This window comes from Ruegeria sp. K7, from assembly GCF_056531785.1.
The window spans coordinates 196,258-212,188 of sequence record NZ_JBQFMJ010000008.1 but is presented as its reverse complement, the minus strand read 5'-3'; the positions used below and the strand labels follow the sequence as shown (position 1 = coordinate 212,188).

Sequence of the window (15,931 nt, the reverse complement as noted above, 5' to 3'; positions counted from 1 at the left end):
GACGTGCAAATGCCACACTTAAGAGTGTTGTCAAAACGGGGCCAGAATGTGGCAACGATCCGACATTTCGGAGTGGATATTTTTAATTTAATATTAACAGCTTAGCCGTTACTCCCAAAAGAATCACTGGGGAAGCATTAATACTGTTGACAATAGTTATTGGCTTGGAGCTTTTGTCTCCAAAAGCGGTCAAAAAAAACGCCAAAACTGAAATAATTTGAACGTTAATCTTCGGTTAATGTGGGGTTTGAAAAAGATTAGTCAGTTTTTCACGAGTTGACTATGATTAAGCAAAGCAAAAGGGATCTATTCCCACCTTTAAGTTACACCAAGGTCGAAACTTTTAGCCCACACAAAAATGGCGCCCTAAAATCCTCGATAAGGAAGGCTATGATTGCTTTTCCCGTATTGCTGTATTTTCTTCTTTTGGCCTTTTTTCTAAATAGAGCGTCCGCCGCAAGCTATGTATCGATCCTGTAGTGGAAGAAGGCTTTTGCCCTGAGATGGGCGATGAGGGTCCGCGCTTTTAGGTCCGACAGCGAAAGATAACTCTGTTCGTCAGCTCCGCCTGCTGAGCAATCCTTCAATTGATTCCGGAGCTCTGCGCCGCAGCAAACGGCAGCTTGGTCCGCATAGCAGTCGTTCACGCCAGATGCAGCGAACGAGGGCACCGAGCCCAACGCGGACCAGCACCAAAATCCATAATTTCCTCGAACCGGCGATAGCTTCAAACGTCGGTCAATTTTACCAAAGTAGCAGGCTTGCTTTTTGCGCCTTGAAACCTTTTGTAGTCGGAAAAAGCGAGCGCATCCTGGCAACAAGCTCGATCTCGCCATCCAGCATCATTCGGACAGTGTTCAACCAGTTATTGAAGGTTTCAGATTCCCAATGATCCTGGACCGCAGCTTCATCCCTGAAAACTTCGTAGAAATAGAAACGATTTGGGTTTGCCTCATCCGCCATAATGTGAAACTGGAAAACTTCGGGTTCTTCACTGACAACATTTTGCGCTTGGAAAATACTGGCATCCAAAAAGGGCTGTCGATACTCAGGTTTGACGTTGATCACGAAGAAACCACCAAACATTGCTTCGTCCATAATTTTCTCCTTCATTGACCTACAAGCGGACGAAGGTCACAAAATACGCCAATCCTCTTGCAGGGTATTAACCTACAGCATTGCTATACTCATGACCCTAAGCGGGTATCCTTTTCTCATCTGCTTCACCCCATCCTAGCGCGCGTGAAAGCTTGTCCGACATCGCGTTAAGTATTTGGCCGATCTTTTCTCGCTTCGAGGGTGTAAACACCCGAAGGGAAGCTGTAGCGCCGATTGACAGCGTGGCACCAACACCTGATTTTGCCAGTGTTGTTGCTACTGAGCTGATCCCGCGTTCCAACTCCTCGACACATTCGGCATAGCCTTTTGCCCTGACGGCGTCGAGTTCCGCGACCAAACTCTCTCGGTTTGTAATTGTGCGCTCTGTGTATCGCTTGAGCTGCCCATTCAGTTCGTCATGAGACAGCAGCTCAGGCGACACGGCGGCGATTGCCTTGGCGCAAGAGCACGCGTGCATTGGTCGTTTGCCCATACCTGGATGAAGAAAAGACACGCCCGTCTGCGGTGTCTCCACATGAATAATCTCTACCCAATGGCCCCGTAGTCGAGACAAGAAAAACGCAGCGCCATAGTCATTCGCGGCGCCAGATAGGACAGGCGCAATCACTTGCAAAAGAGCGGGATCAGAGTGATCGCTCAACGTGATACGCTTTAGCCTAATCCCAATCGCGAACTCACCGCGGGCTGGTGATTCAAGGAGGCCGGACAAAACAAGGTCTTGAACCAGCCGGTAGGCTGTAGGTTTGGGAATATCGGACTGGGCACAGATATCCGTTACAGACGCACGTCCTTTTTGACCCACGATTTCCAAAATCAGCGCTAATCGTTCGAGATGCATACTTCTCACTTTATGATAATAGATTTTTCGATATACGATACATTTAGGAGAATCAAGGGAGGAGCACACCATGGACGGACATTGCTGTGGGCCGGGCTTCAGGAGTCCGCAAGAAGCCATTAAAGCCCCCCGTGAAAAGCTACTATACACGATCGCCATCTACACCGGGACAGGGATCCAGAAACCTGATTACCTTGCTACAGTGGATGTCGACCCAGACAGCCCGACCTATTCTCAGGTAATCCATAGGCTGGAAATGCCGGGGATTGGGGACGAGCTTCACCACATGGGGTGGAACGCCTGTTCGTCCTGTCACGACGACGGCTCGATGTCCCGCAAATACCTGATCCTGCCAGGCGTACGCTCTAACAACCTTCACATCGTTGATACAGCCACTGACCCGCGTGCGCCGCAGTTGCATAAGGTCATCGACGGGGCCGAGATCAAGGCCAAGGCAGATTTATCGGGCCCGCATACGGTGCATTGTTTGGGCTCGGAAATCATCATCTCCTTCCTTGGAAATGCCAAGGGTGAAGCTCCTGGAGGCTACCTGCATCTCGACAAAGAGTTCAACATCGTCGGTCGCTGGGAAAGCTCCATGGGCGATATCAAGTTTGGCTACGATTTCTGGTACCAACCGCGCCACAACGTGATGGTCAGTTCCGAATGGGCTGCGCCCAATACATTTATGCCGGGCTTCGATCTGGAAGAAGTAGGCCATCTGAAATATGGGCGGGAGCTGCATTTTTGGGATTTCGAAAAGCGCGAACCGGTCGAAAGCTTCTATTTGGGTGAAGACGGGCTGTTGCCACTGGAAGTCAAGTTCCACCATGACCCTGACAGCACGCATGGGTTCTGTGGCGCAGCTCTTTCGACCAATGTGATCCATTGGTGGCAAGACGATGCTAAAAAGTGGCGGTGGGAAAAGATCATTGACGTGGAAAACGAGATGCACCCCGAATGGCCGATCCCGTTGCCGGGGGTTATGTCGGCGATCCTGATTTCGATGGACGACAAATACTTGTACCTGAACAATTGGCTGCATGGAGATATGCGCCAGTATGACATCACCGACCCGCATAATCCCAAGCTGACCGGCCAAGTGTTTATGGGAGGCCTTTTGGGTAAAGCTCCGATCGTTAACGGGGTCGAGGTCGCGGGTGGTCCTCAAATGTTCCAGCTCTCTCTCGACGGACGAAGGCTTTACGTCACGACCTCGCTGTTCTCGACTTGGGATAACCAGTTCTATCCCGAGATCCGCGAAAAGGGCGGGGTTATGGTGATGATCGATTGCGACCCTGAAAACGGTGGTATGAAGATCAACGAGGATTTCATTGTGGACTTTGGCAAAGAACCGAATGGTCCATCGCGCTGTCACGAGAGCCGGTATCCGGGCGGTGATTGCACAAGCGACATCTGGCTATGACTATGTATACCGTGACGATCGCGAACAGAGATGGCGCGCAATACTGTGTGGATGCGCGGCGTTCACTTCTGGAAACGCTGAGAGAACAGGGCGTCGACTTGCCTTTTGGGTGCAAGTATGGCGGCTGCATTACCTGCGCGGCAAAATTAAAGACTGGCGCGATCGACCAACGCCGACAGGTTGCGCTGAATAATCGGCAAATCGCGAACGGCTATGTGATCCTTTGCGTGGCACGTCCGACATCCGACATCACGCTTGAGATCGGAGTCGAGAGCCATGACAAGCTGTACCGCAATCCATTTCTCGACCCTCTCAAACCCCACGAACTCAAGGCTGACATTGCGACGCCGAAGGAAGGTTAACCGATGCCCGAAGCAGACATCGATCGCATCTACGATTACGACCCCAAGTACCTTGCCGACATCCTGCAATCGGTCAAAACCATTGCAATGGTGGGGGCCAGCGCGGACAAAACAAAATTCAGCTATGGCGTTCTGCGACAGCTCAGCGAAATCGGCTATGATATTCTACCGGTGAACCCCAACCCAAATGTTTCGGAAATCAGAGGGCTCAAAGTCTACCACTCGCTGGAAGAGATCGACAAACATGTTGATATGGTAGACGTCTTCCGTCCGAAAGAAGAGTTATACGGCCTTGCCGAGAAGGCAATTGCAATCGGGGCAAATGTACTTTGGGGTCAGATCGGCGTGTACGACGACAAAGCAGCGCAACTCGCCGAAGCAGCGGGCCTTAAGGTCGTGATGAACCGATGCCCCAAGATTGAACTCTTCCGCCCTTTTTGGAAGCCGCGCCTGGACTTAAAGATATGATGGAAAGTCGATTGGTGGCGGCCTCTTCAGCATCTAATGAAGGTGCCAATTGAGACATTTCGCGTCCGGAAGAGAAGACACGTAATCCTGCCCACTTTTCGAAACCTGCGTACTCTAAACCCAAGAATGACAGTTTTTTAGAGAACCAACGGCCACCTTGTCCGCGAGAAGATAATCGGGCCACGTCCCAGCGCCGCACAGCGGCGAATGAGCGCGTTGAGCCCAAAGCGATTATTCATTGCAAGATGGTGCGCTGCGACGCAGCGACCAGCCGCTCTGCGCTTCAAAAAACGGATTTTCGGCCAATCAAAAGGCGTCGAAACGCCGCGAGTATCACCCACGAACTCAGACGAAAATCAAGCGATGGCACCAGACCTTGAAGAACCGCATCTTTCGAAAAAACTACCATCTGCCCGGTGATCTCAGGCAACAGATTGACGCCTTTGTCGACCACAACAACCACCGGCGCTATCACGAGAGCTTGCAAAACCTCACAAAAGCCAATGTCTACTTCGGGCGCAGCCAATCCATTCTGAAACAACGAACAAGGATCAAACGGAAGACAATCTAAACCTGGCGCTTGTTTCATCGCAAATCCGCCGCGGATCACAGCAGCTAGGCGAGTCAGATCCTCTCTTAGATCAAGCGGCTATCTGCCCAAAAAGATTTGACGACGGACGCCAGCCAGATGTGGCCGCTAAACTGCTTGGATAAATTTTGTGGCAAATGTTCCTGTCAATACACGTGATCTTTGGTGTTTTATAGTGTGACGTACAGCCCTTCGATAAGTATCACTTAGGAACATCCGGTCTCAAAAACCACGGCGCATTATGGGGGTAGCCAGATGGGTGTCGACAACGCTTGGTTACGGCATTTTGCCCAAATGTTCGCGGAGCGCACGGAAGATGCAAGTGAATTTGAGGAAGTCTTAAAAAGCTCTGGTCTGAAGCGAGGCGACTTGAAAGAGTCCACCAGAGAGATCGACCCGTTGAAGGAGGGTCAGTTTATTCGCTTGGCTTGTGATCATTTAAGAGACCGAGCCTTCGCTACAATAGCTGGTTTGGCGTTTGATACGCCTCGCGACATAGTATGGTATATCTCAAAGTATTCACAGAATCTCAAAGAAGCTATTGAAAACGCTTCACACTACGGTGCTTTGGTTGATGAGAGTATTGAATACAGACTTGTCGAGTCAGAAAACCACGCTTCGCTAAGGATGCAAATTGTTAACGGCGAGCTCAGCAGGTATCATCGACGCACCGAGTTTCTCTTGTTCTCGACAATTTCATTGATGCGCATTGTTACGAATACTCAACTTCACCCTCTGGGAGTTCGGTACAAGCATGTAGTTAAGTCTTCGGCATCCGCAATGAAAAAGGCGGCGGGCTGCACGATATCCTTTGGTTCCGAAGAAAATGAAATTAATCTATCGCTTGCATCGCTTGATCTCCCAATTCCAAGCTATGACCCCGCACTCAGAAACCATCTTACGGACTACGGAAACAACCTTTTGAGAATGCATGCCGCGAGTTCACTAGGGATACGCGGTAAGGTTGAGGCCCAGATATTGAATAAGCTCCTAGGACGAATGTTAAGCGCGCAGGAAGTGGCATCAAGCCTTGGGCTCAGCGCGCGTTCTCTCTCGCGACGTCTCAATGAGGAAGGCCAGAGTTTTCGTGGTATCGTAAAAAACATCAGATGCGATCTTGCGAAGACGTATCTTAAAGACGGGTTCGGCATCGGAGAAGTTGCATTCTACTTGGATTTTGCCGACCAGCCCGCGTTTTCCACTGCATTCAAACATTGGACAGGGCTAACGCCGCGTGAATTTCAAAAACAAAATTGAACCGACGCGATGTCCTGACTTCGACCTTCGCTGTTGGACCACACCTGAGAAACGCCGCTGTTTGATTAGTGCGTAGTGTTGGAAATTTGGGTGACTATGCAGTTTGAAATCTGTGGTGCTCTCCACAAGACAAGCTCATCTTGCTCACCTTCTTCGATAACCATTGCAACAGCGCTCTTGGGGATTTTGGTTTCAAGGGTAATCGGAATTTTGGCCGTCGAACCATGACATCTAATTGCATAGTCCAATGCTGCATCAGAGCTTGTCGTCCAAGACAAGCCAACTTCTTTTCCCAGGCTTTGACCGCGAAAAACCGAGATTGCATTGGGAAGCCGATGCCACTGTTTCGTCGGAACCCAACATGATTTTCGTTTATTAGCATCCATCGCGTGAACAAACATGGTGTGATCGATTTTTTCGAACCCACCCCATAAACCCCTCAACAAAGGCCAGAAATCTGCGCTGGAAATTTCATTTGCAAGCAACATTTCGACAACAGCATCTGCGCGTTGATCGGGTTCATAGTGTCTGTTCAAATGCATGTTTATTACTTCGACGGCACTGACTGCTTCGGTCTTCATGACTGACGCTCCAACTCTATCTCTGTAACTTGCAAGGCGCTTTGTTTGGCGCGTCATTCAATATTGGTTTGGCGTGTCCAATCACTCTTCTGAATTTCAGCCAAAAGTGTTCCTTTTTCGGCCAAAGCGAAGTGAAACCGGGCCAACCACAGTTGTTTCTTAGTTTAGATGCAGGAGGTAGGTCGGTTTCTGGATAGAGGCTTAATGCCAGAATTGCGGACTTAAGGTCATTCGCCGGAGAGCTGCTCTGACGGATTCATGGAAACAGTGGCAGAGTGGCCACTGACAACACCGGAATTGTGGTTTGGATCCATTTCTCGTAATGTCTGGGCAGCATCATTTTGAAGCGTGAACGTATTTCATGACAGCTCTACCGATCTTTGACGCCGCGATTTGGTTTCTTATCCCTGCGTTGATAGTAATGGTCGCGCATCGAGGCGTTCATTTGCTTTTTCCAATCGAGCCGTCAGAGGAAACTTTGGAAGCCGCCAAGTGGGGGTCTGTCAGGATCGGGGCGGTTCACGCTCTCATTCTGGCGCTCGCCTTTTCCAGTGTGCGAGCAGAGTATAACGAATTGCAGGAAAGCATCGACAGCGAAGCGTTGGCCATCGAGCAACTCTATCGTGGTTTGCAAGGGTTTGGCACAGCTGAGGCTGAGGCGATCCAAGACGCGGTAGAGCGTTATACTAAGATGGTTATTAACGAGGAATGGCCGACCATGGCGGCCGGAAGTCCTCTGGAAAAAGCCGATTTACTGGTCGATGTAATATACCGTCAAATCATCGATCTGGCGGACAACTCGGACCGATCAAGCTTAGCTAGTGCGCTGCTGGACGACATTAACGACATCGAGAACGAGCGGGGTCAACGCAGTTTCGATATTGAAGAACCTATCAGTCCGATGTTCTGGATGATCGCAGTCGTTGGATTGGTGTTGACCTGCTTGTCGTTCTTTCCAATGCCGCACGGTTTGGTGCGTTCATCTTTCCTCGGTATGTTCGCGGGCATTAATGGCTTGGTGTTTTTTGCCATCATTGGCTTCTCCCACCCGTTTTCCACTACATTTCCAATTCAGCCGACACCGTTCTTGAAGGTGCTGGAGCGGACCATTGAAAAAGGCAAATAACTGCTTTCAATCCTGAGACCTGACTACCACAAGCGCGACCAATCGCGCCACTATCACAGCAAGGTAGAATTGCCCTATCAGCACCTGTACGACCGCTAAGCTGGCGATGCGCGCATTTTCAGGCGTGATGTCGCCATACCCAAGTGTGGTTAGGGTTACGAAGCTGAAATAGGTTGCGGCGAAAGCGTCCAGATCGGGGTCACCCTTCGCAAATCCAAGATCAAGCGAGACATCCCCAAACCCGACTAGATTATAGATTGCAGCAAAGGCGAAACCGATCAACAGATAGACACTCAGAGCGTTGGCGACCACTCTCCAACTCACGCCACCGGTTGCGCCAAAGATTCTTTCGGTAAGAACGAGTGTGAGGCCCAATGAGAATAACAGATCAAAAACGGTCCCAAGCCGCTCGAAGATCGGACGGGTGTCGCCCGAAACTGAGTCGAAAAAGAAGGCGAATAGACCGAATACTACCACAGCGATGAATGTCACACGACCGGTCGATGACGCCGCACCCGCTACGACAATGAGTATCAGGAAGACGCCTTCGAATACCTGCTCTGAGACTTGGGATCCCCAAAAGAACGGCCAACCAAAAATGATTAACAAAAGGCAGGCCGGAAGCATAAGTTCCCCCCACGAGGCAATCTTGGAGGTTACAGATTTCAAAGCGTTCATTACGCAAGCTTAGTACCGGTACTAGCAAAGCGCGAGCCCGTCGCCCCAATTCCGCCATTCGCTTGCAGTATACGCCGTGGCACAGTGAGCAATTCCTCTGGTAGTTTCTTTGTTTGTGCTGAAGTGCCCCTTTTGATTTGGACTACCGTAATGTTTGAGAAACGGAGATCCGAGAATGTCGAACAAGAAACACAATCCTGAGGAAATGGTTCAGAAGCTACAGCAAGTTGATGTTCTCGTCGGCCAGGGAATGATACTTGCAGATGCGATCCGCGAGGTTCGCATAAGGTACCCACGTTGCTGGGTCGTCGGTAGTGAGTGACGTCGACCCAGCTCAGTCTACAGGGCTTTTAACGCAGTCTGTGTGGGGCTACCCCGAATGCAAGGCGTTGGTACGACCGCCGAGAAAGATCACTTTGCCCGCAAGGCGGTCACTCTCGGTAATGCCGCGAATGTCCGCGCCGTGCCATTCGCAGTCATAGCGTGACGTTCCGATTGAGGCTAAAGTGCATTCAGCATTTGAGAAGACATGACACCGTGCCTCGTAGATATCCCAATGCTAGAAACACGGCGCCTACGCCGTCGCGCACCGTTGGCGTCTGATTTTGAGCCATTTGTCGCGTTCCGAATGTCGGAACGGGCGTCCGCGGTTGGCGGTCCATTCACGCGCTCAGAGGCCTATGGGCAATTCGGTGAACTGTTTGGCCATTGGGTTTTGCACGGATTTGGTCGTTGGATCGTGGCCGACCGCGTATCGGACGAGCCTCTCGGGGTTGTAGGGTTGTGGTTTCCCGAGGATTGGCCCGAGCCTGAAATCGCTTGGTCTGTTTTCGAAGGCGGTGAAGGTAAGGGCATCGCTTTCGAAGCCTCGTTTGCAGCTCGTGAGTTTGCGTATTCAGCTCTCGGCTGGACGACAGCAATCAGCTTGATCGTGGAAGACAATCTACGATCATTTGCTCTGGCTCGACGCTTGGGTGCTGAGTTCGAGGCACCTTTTCAACATCCTGTATTGGGTTCGATGCAAATCTGGCGTCATCCCGGGCCAGATAATTTAGCCTAGCTAACTCTCAATGGTCTTGTCCGGCTAACTTGGGTTGAGGTGGACAAGGGCCTTCGTACTCACTTTCGCAATTGGCCCATTCCTGACGTTCAGTAGCTTTTGACTATGCTGCCCTGAGCAGTCGTTGGTGCTCGTTGCAGCTATTTCTTGATAGAAGGTCTGCGAGCTTGGAGACTTTCACCAGTATTTGAGTAAAGGGATTGGCCATGTTTCGTCTTTTTCTATTTGCGTTTGTGATGGTTCTCGCCGTCAACGCGGGCACGGCGCAGACACCACCTTCGGTTGGTGAAGTCGAGAATTACGACGGTCTCTTCGCAGCCGCTCACACCGGCAACCAAGAAATGATCCGGCAGCTCGTTGCGGCGGGGGCAAATGTCAACGCGAGGGACTCGCGAGGCCGCACACCAGCCCATGTGGCAGCCTTTGCTTCAGAGGACGAGGCATTGCGTGCACTCGCTGAGGCCGGTGCCGACATGAATGCGCTTGAGGGTCAGGCCTACGACGTGGTCACTATTGCGGCCGTTGCAAACGATCCAGAATTGATGACGCTCGCCATCGAGTTAGGCAATTATCCGGGTCTAACGACCAGCCCTTATGAAGGAACGGCTCTGATAGCAGCTGCGCACCTCGGTCATGTCGAGATTGTCCGACGGCTGATCGCTGCTGGCGCGCCTCTGGACCATGTGAACAATCTGCACTGGACCGCAGTTATGGAAGCCGTTGTGCTTGGTGACGGCGGCCCGGATCATCTTAAAGTTCTGGATGCATTATTAGCGGCGGGTGCTGACAGAACGCTTGCCGATCGAAACGGAACTACGCCGCTCGAACACGCCGAGCTGCGCGGGTTTTCTGAGATGGCAGATCGGCTAAGAAAAAAGGACTGAAACCAATCAAGCAGGCTGAAGCGGTGAGGCTCACCTAAAAGGTGCCTATAGCAGCTTGGATTGGACCGGCCTCAGTTCGAGGCCTCCTCGTGGTAGGGTAGTGGCGAAGATGCATACATCTCACGGATTTTGGCAAAATGAACAAGTTTAGAAAAATTGAGCAGGACCGCCACCGCGCACTCGTTTTCGCGAGGCGTGGCTTTCTTGCTGCGTCCGGCTCTGGCGCACTGACGGTCGGCTTGACTGGCTCCGTCGCGGGACAAACTTCCTCGAGGATGGACGACACGATACCTCAACCAAGTGACCCCAGCGATGCCACGTTCATGGAGCGCGCTTTCGAGATGCAACAATATGCAATTGACCATGGAGACCAGGGGTTCGGTGCAGTCGTGGTTCGCGACAATGTTATTATTGGCCAATCATGGAGCAGGGTTATTTTGGATCAAGACCCCACGGGCCACGCTGAAATGGCCGCGATCAGGGACGCGGCGCGCCGTCTCAATGATCGAGATTTGACCAGATCGGTCATGTACTCATCTTCCAAGCCCTGTTCCATGTGTGAAGCAGCGGCTTTTTGGGCTGGGGTTCGTCACATGTTCTTTGGCCGGGAAATCAGGAGCGCGGGATCACCGAAGCTTTGCGGTTAGATAGGTTCTCAGTCACCAGCAAAGTTTACTGTTGCGTTCGCATCCGGCGATGGGAATTGGCCCAGTGAGGGCAATTGTGAAAGCCGCAACGAATGGCCGTGTGAGCCCGTTGTTGCTTTCGATTTTCATCAAGTTGCAGTCGCACGAAGGTGTGACCGTCAACCCAGCCCGCCAAGTGAGTGAAATTAGGGAGATAGACTAGCTATGCAAAAGGAGCCTTGTCCGTTGATAGCCCATGGCAGAATGGTTCAAAGCCGCAGGATTGGCCTGACTACGGCAAATTCACGCGATGCCTAGCTCGAAATAATCGTGGGCTTCGTGTGGGTTGGCATCCCAGGAAGTGACCATCTTGAAACCAAGCCTTTCGTACAGCCGCCTGGCAGTAACCTGACGTTCGCCCGTCATCAGCCTGACGGTGTGATACCCTTGCTCTCTAGCCAAGCCAATCACACGTTTGCAAACCGCTGAGACCTTTGCTGCCAAATCAAATCAATGTCGGCATTGTCCGCAAAGCACCCTTTCAACTGACTCAAGCTAAGATCTGCTTCGAGCCCAAATTGACCGATGTTGCACGGTGCCCCAACGACAGGAATGCGCAGAAAGCAAACTTTGCAAACCTCAACGAACGATCATAGTGAACGTTTGCCGAGACCTTTTGGAGCGGCAGCTATGAGGAACTGGCTGGACAGGCTATTGATCATAACTTGCTGTTCTGTCGAAATCTCGCGCCAGGTGCAGGTCGCTTTGATTTCAAGGTCAGGCGATGGTCACTGTCCCGAATTGGTTTTCGCGATACTGCAAAGTAGATCGACATGTTTGTCCAACCATTCTTCGTTCAGCGCCTCGTGACGTATGAGCTTGCGGAAATAAAGTGCTGCGACAGCTAGTTCTATAAGCTGTTCAACCGGAACATCCGCGGCAATCTCACCTCGGTCTATTGCGGCTGCAAATACTGCTTCAACACTTGCGAACCTGTCTTTCATGAATTCAGTGATCACCAACCGCGCTTCTGCATCGGTGGACGCAGAAGCGACTACCTGAGGTGCGATTTGACCCCATGGTGTGTCATTCAAGGCTCCCATCAGTACGCCGAGTAACCAACGCAGGTCAGATCGCAGAGGGCCATCGGTTTTGGGCGGTATGTTCGGTGGTGTTGCGATGCGCCGGAATGCTGCATCACGCAGACTACGCGCATCTGGCCAGTGCCTGTAAAGTGTACTGCGCGAAATGCCCGTTGCCTTTGAAACTGCGCCATGAGTTACGTGCAGCACGCCTTCATCCATCAGTATCTTTTGCGCCGCATCAAGCGCCGCCTGTCGTGTGGCGATCAGCCTAGGATCTTCTTTCAATCACCTCTCCTATAGAACATTTTGTTGCACAGTAGAACATTTTGTTCTAAAATCTTGGTCGGTCAAAACCTAAATCCCACAAATACGTCTTGTCAAAACGGGAGCGTATCAATGTTCAAAGTGGCAGCAACCCCGCTGGCGGTACTCTTATCGATGGGTGCGACAAACGCATTGTCCGAGAGTGGCACCTACGAGCTGGATCCTGGACATAGCCAGGTATTGTTCAGCTACGACCACATCGGTTTTTCAGAAACATTTGGAATGTTCTCAGGTTTTAGCTGTGAGATAGAGTTTAACGAAGATGATCCGTTATCATCATCTGTCTTAGTGTCTATGCCTGTAAAATCCATGATCACGGGCTGGGACGCCCGTCTGCAACACTTCATGTCCGATGACTTTTTTAGCGCAAGTGACAGTGACATGGTCACATTCGCCTCGACCAGCATTGAAGTCACCGGGGACAATACCGCGAATATTTCTGGCGACCTGACCATGAATGGCATCACCAAACCTGTTGTTTTGGAAACAACGCTTAACAAGTCAGCTCCGCACCCGTTTGGCCCAAAAAGAGGGCACGTCGACCCTGGGCCTGGCAGCCACGGCGACCATCGTGCGGTCTGAATTCGGACTTGGGGTCTTTGTGCCAGCGGTGAGCGACGAGATAGAGCTCTTGATCAATATCGAAGCTTTAAAGGCTGAATGATGTGTGCAAGGGCGCCGATACTGCGCTGAACGCTCATTCCTTGATTTTGGCGGATGGTCAACACGATGAATGAAATCCTGAGAGCATTGGCGGTTGCTGCAACGGCGGTGGCATTGACGTGCCCGTTGGCATCCGCACAAGAGCGCCCCTTGCCGGAGCGCACCTCACCCCGTCCTGAAACGACAAGCGGCGTACCGCATACTCAGATTGGTGTCGAAATTGATACCGACTTGGCCAAGCTATTGCTGGAGCGTGTTGCGCAAATCCCAGGGGTCACACTTGGCCCGACACGCATATCGCTTCCTGGCGCGATTGGTTTTCAGCTTGATCCCGACATGCTGCTGTCTCAACCGAACTCTATCGTGGGTGGGTTTGAGTTTGCGCATATGCATCCTGATGGCAGCTTGCACGCGTCGCTGCATCCGGCAATGGCGCGACGGGCAATTGAGGCTGGCTGGGCCGTAGCTCACCCTTGGGCCAAGCAACGTCCTGGGTGGAGCGGCTTTGTCATGATATATACACCGACCACACCAGAAGAGTTGGATGTCGTCATCGATCTGGTAGAAAGCTCGTACACCTTCATCACCGGCAACACCTTGGGCTAAGCTCGAATTGCGCGAAAGTGTGCGGGGACGCCTGTTTTCTGTCAAAGAGCAGTTTCAGCCACCTTGTTTCTCGCGTTCATTTTTTTCTTGAATTGTCGCCGTGGCGAAGCGCTCGATACCTTCAAGCCATTCACACTAATGGTAGCTGCCTTCCGCTTGTTAGATTTTGCAAAGCTCGGAGTCGAAGTTCCGCTTCGGGCTGCCATCGGTCACAGATGAGAAGAACTACGGACTGATACCATTGGAATGGATATTTCGAAGTGAACCTTCGTTAGCGACGCGAAATGCGTTAATCATTCACCTTAATTCTAGGTTTCGCCAGCCAAGAAGACATTTTGCTCGGCTGTGTGTTTCAACGCAAGTTTGGGAACTTGCAGGCTTAGCAAAATGCCCAGGCACAAGTTTTGGTCACAAAAATCTATTCGTCTGTTAATTTTGGTTCAGAGGAATTGGTTTAGCTAAAAGGATCACATCGACTGATGAAGCGGAAAATTGCTGCGATCCTAAGCCTCGATGTCGTCGATTATACCAAGCGCATGTCAGAGGATGCTGAGACCACGCTGAACACTCTACAACGCATTTTGGACGATGTGATCAGACCGTTGGTCCATGAAAACAAAGGACGAATATTCAAGCTGATGGGAGATGGTGCCTTGGTTGAGTTTGTTGCAGCCACAGACGCAATTAATGCTGCCAGCCAGATTTTCAATCAGATGAGAGATGAAGACGTAACACTTCGAGGAGGTCTCCACGTTGGCGACGTAATGCCAAATGGCACAGACTTGTTCGGAGAGGCCGTGAATGTTGCGTCGCGCCTTCAGTCCAGCGCGCATATTGGAAGTTGTCTCGTCAGCAAGACAGCTGCTGAAGTTGCGGGAACTTCGCTGGCGGTTGCTTTGCGACCAGAAAGCTCGATACGGTTGAAGGGAATTCCAAATCCAGTGGAAGCCTACTCTATTGATTTAGATGGTGACAAAAGACGCGCAAAGAACAAGCTGCTGGCTAGCTCTCAAGACGTCCGCTTTGCAAAATCAAAAGACGGTACAACGCTTGCCTGGACATCCACTGGAAGTGGTAGAAAGTTACTGGTCACACCAAACTGGCTTAGGCATCTGGAATACGATTGGACGATGAACACCATCGCCGGGTGGTTGCCGCTGCTTTCTGAAAATCACTGCCTTTATCGGTTTGATGGTAGAAACAATGGCTTGTCCCAGAGGGGCGTGCAGGATGTGTCATTGAATCGGATCGTCGAAGATGTTGAGGCCGTACTGGACGCAGCCGGGATCGAAAAAGTTCCATTGTTTGGCATTTCTTTTGGGGCAACCATTGCCGCGGCTTTTGCCGCACATAATCCTGACCGTGTTTCGGGGTTGGTTCTACTCGGTGGATTTGCACAAGGACTCGCGGTGCGTTCACAGCCCGGAATTGCTGCGCTTGGGCAAGCAATGATGGATATGAGTCTTGAAGGCTGGAACGATGAATACCCGTCTGCAAGAGACTTGATGGCGCAATCATTTGCTCCAACCGCAAGTCCACATGACCAGCGCACTTATGCAGAATTTATGAAAGTGGCAATGGACCATCAGGATTGGCTCAAGATTGGACCACTGGTCGCAGGGGTCGACGTAACCGATCTACTTCTGCGGATCACCTGTCCGGCTCTGGTTATGCACGCTAATCGAGACAGGATGCACAGTGTTGAACAAGGTAGGATATTCGCCTCCGGCATCCAGAATGCGCGCTTTATTGGCCTTGAGACAGCAAACAATACGATGCCAGAGTATGATCCTGCCTGGCCTAAAGCCCTAGTGGAAATAGAGGGTTTTTTGAACTCAATTTGAGCAGTGTACGTTGTTCATCGCCAAAACTTTATTGTTCGAAGGTAAGAGGATGCCGTGCGCCCTTCGATTTTCGATACTGGAATTTAAAAACTCTAGGCTTCTCGTCATCGACCGCTTTGTCCGCAACTCGGTCAGTCGCCCAGTTTCGATAAACGTCCGTTGTTCATGAAAGCTGCCGTCGGAGCCTAGCATCGTTATTAGGTATTAAACCTAGGTCGGGTTGCCCGTTAAAGTTGGGACATTTTCACAGCCTAATTCCAACAAATACCAACATTTACTATCATCAATCTTATTAGAAGAATGCGTATCAACGGAAACGATGGCAAGAAATTTTGGGTTCACATCCATCAACAAATAAACAGGGGATAAATCAGGGGATACACAAGCTATCGCTC

15 protein-coding genes and 2 pseudogenes are annotated in these 15,931 nt (G+C 51.1%); 12 read left to right on the top strand and 5 right to left on the bottom strand.

What is annotated here, in order from left to right; translation table 11 throughout:
- Positions 1–744 precede the first annotated feature (744 nt).
- Positions 745–1,098, bottom strand: coding sequence for a putative quinol monooxygenase (locus ACR0FE_RS14700; RefSeq protein WP_480714036.1), 354 nt, complete (start codon positions 1,096–1,098; stop codon positions 745–747).
- 97 nt (positions 1,099–1,195) lie between these two features.
- Positions 1,196–1,957 carry an IclR family transcriptional regulator gene (locus tag ACR0FE_RS14695; RefSeq protein WP_480714035.1) on the bottom strand — a complete coding sequence of 254 codons (762 nt, stop codon included), beginning with the start codon at positions 1,955–1,957 and terminating at the stop codon, positions 1,196–1,198.
- 70 nt (positions 1,958–2,027) lie between these two features.
- Between ACR0FE_RS14695 and ACR0FE_RS14690 the strand changes: the two genes are divergently transcribed.
- The 5 genes and pseudogenes from ACR0FE_RS14690 to ACR0FE_RS14670 all read left to right on the top strand — a co-directional run bounded on the left by ACR0FE_RS14690 (position 2,028) and on the right by ACR0FE_RS14670 (position 6,059).
- Positions 2,028–3,383, top strand: a complete 1,356-nt coding sequence (locus tag ACR0FE_RS14690) for a selenium-binding family protein (RefSeq protein WP_480714034.1) — start codon at positions 2,028–2,030, stop codon at positions 3,381–3,383.
- A gap of 2 nt (positions 3,384–3,385) precedes the next feature.
- Complete coding sequence (locus ACR0FE_RS14685) at positions 3,386–3,745, top strand: 2Fe-2S iron-sulfur cluster-binding protein (RefSeq protein ID WP_480499791.1); 360 nt, start codon at positions 3,386–3,388, stop codon at positions 3,743–3,745.
- Positions 3,746–3,748: 3 nt separating this feature from the next.
- Positions 3,749–4,213: a CoA-binding protein gene (locus ACR0FE_RS14680; RefSeq protein WP_480909246.1), complete on the top strand. Its 465-nt coding sequence runs from the start codon at positions 3,749–3,751 to the stop codon at positions 4,211–4,213.
- A 334-nt stretch (positions 4,214–4,547) separates the two neighbouring features.
- Positions 4,548–4,784: pseudogene (locus tag ACR0FE_RS14675) on the top strand (integrase core domain-containing protein); the annotation flags it as partial.
- Between the two features lie 273 nt (positions 4,785–5,057).
- A complete protein-coding gene (locus ACR0FE_RS14670; RefSeq protein WP_480913525.1) occupies positions 5,058–6,059 on the top strand; it encodes an AraC family transcriptional regulator in 1,002 nt (333 codons plus the stop codon).
- Between the two features lie 65 nt (positions 6,060–6,124).
- On the opposite strand, the gene ACR0FE_RS14665 is transcribed toward ACR0FE_RS14670, so the two are convergent.
- The gene (locus ACR0FE_RS14665) at positions 6,125–6,640 is read right to left on the bottom strand and encodes a hypothetical protein (protein ID WP_480913523.1); all 516 of its coding nucleotides are present in this window, start codon (positions 6,638–6,640) and stop codon (positions 6,125–6,127) included.
- Positions 6,641–7,001: 361 nt separating this feature from the next.
- Between ACR0FE_RS14665 and ACR0FE_RS14660 the strand changes: the two genes are divergently transcribed.
- Entirely contained in the window at positions 7,002–7,766 is a 765-nt protein-coding gene (locus tag ACR0FE_RS14660) for a bestrophin-like domain (RefSeq protein WP_170676228.1), read from the top strand.
- A gap of 6 nt (positions 7,767–7,772) precedes the next feature.
- Here the strand turns inward: ACR0FE_RS14660 and ACR0FE_RS14655 are convergent, their stop codons facing one another.
- A complete protein-coding gene (locus tag ACR0FE_RS14655) occupies positions 7,773–8,444 on the bottom strand; it encodes an ion channel (protein ID WP_480913521.1) in 672 nt (223 codons plus the stop codon).
- Positions 8,445–9,000: 556 nt separating this feature from the next.
- Here ACR0FE_RS14655 and ACR0FE_RS14650 point away from each other — a divergent pair.
- The 3 genes from ACR0FE_RS14650 (at position 9,001) to ACR0FE_RS14640 (ending at position 11,035) form a co-directional block, all read left to right on the top strand.
- Entirely contained in the window at positions 9,001–9,504 is a 504-nt protein-coding gene (locus tag ACR0FE_RS14650; protein WP_480553117.1) for a GNAT family N-acetyltransferase, read from the top strand.
- A 206-nt stretch (positions 9,505–9,710) separates the two neighbouring features.
- Complete coding sequence (locus ACR0FE_RS14645) at positions 9,711–10,388, top strand: ankyrin repeat domain-containing protein (protein WP_480553116.1); 678 nt, start codon at positions 9,711–9,713, stop codon at positions 10,386–10,388.
- 137 nt (positions 10,389–10,525) lie between these two features.
- The gene (locus tag ACR0FE_RS14640) at positions 10,526–11,035 is read left to right on the top strand and encodes a nucleoside deaminase (protein WP_480553115.1); all 510 of its coding nucleotides are present in this window, start codon (positions 10,526–10,528) and stop codon (positions 11,033–11,035) included.
- A gap of 767 nt (positions 11,036–11,802) precedes the next feature.
- On the opposite strand, the gene ACR0FE_RS14635 is transcribed toward ACR0FE_RS14640, so the two are convergent.
- Complete coding sequence (locus ACR0FE_RS14635) at positions 11,803–12,384, bottom strand: TetR/AcrR family transcriptional regulator (protein ID WP_480909505.1); 582 nt, start codon at positions 12,382–12,384, stop codon at positions 11,803–11,805.
- A 111-nt stretch (positions 12,385–12,495) separates the two neighbouring features.
- Between ACR0FE_RS14635 and ACR0FE_RS14630 the strand changes: the two are divergent.
- The 3 genes and pseudogenes from ACR0FE_RS14630 to ACR0FE_RS14620 all read left to right on the top strand — a co-directional run bounded on the left by ACR0FE_RS14630 (position 12,496) and on the right by ACR0FE_RS14620 (position 15,536).
- Positions 12,496–13,087 (top strand): annotated as a pseudogene (locus tag ACR0FE_RS14630) (YceI family protein).
- A gap of 65 nt (positions 13,088–13,152) precedes the next feature.
- Positions 13,153–13,692: a luciferase domain-containing protein gene (locus ACR0FE_RS14625; protein ID WP_480553113.1), complete on the top strand. Its 540-nt coding sequence runs from the start codon at positions 13,153–13,155 to the stop codon at positions 13,690–13,692.
- A 479-nt stretch (positions 13,693–14,171) separates the two neighbouring features.
- Positions 14,172–15,536, top strand: coding sequence for an alpha/beta fold hydrolase (locus ACR0FE_RS14620; protein WP_480553112.1), 1,365 nt, complete (start codon positions 14,172–14,174; stop codon positions 15,534–15,536).
- The last annotated feature ends 395 nt before the right edge of the window (positions 15,537–15,931 follow it).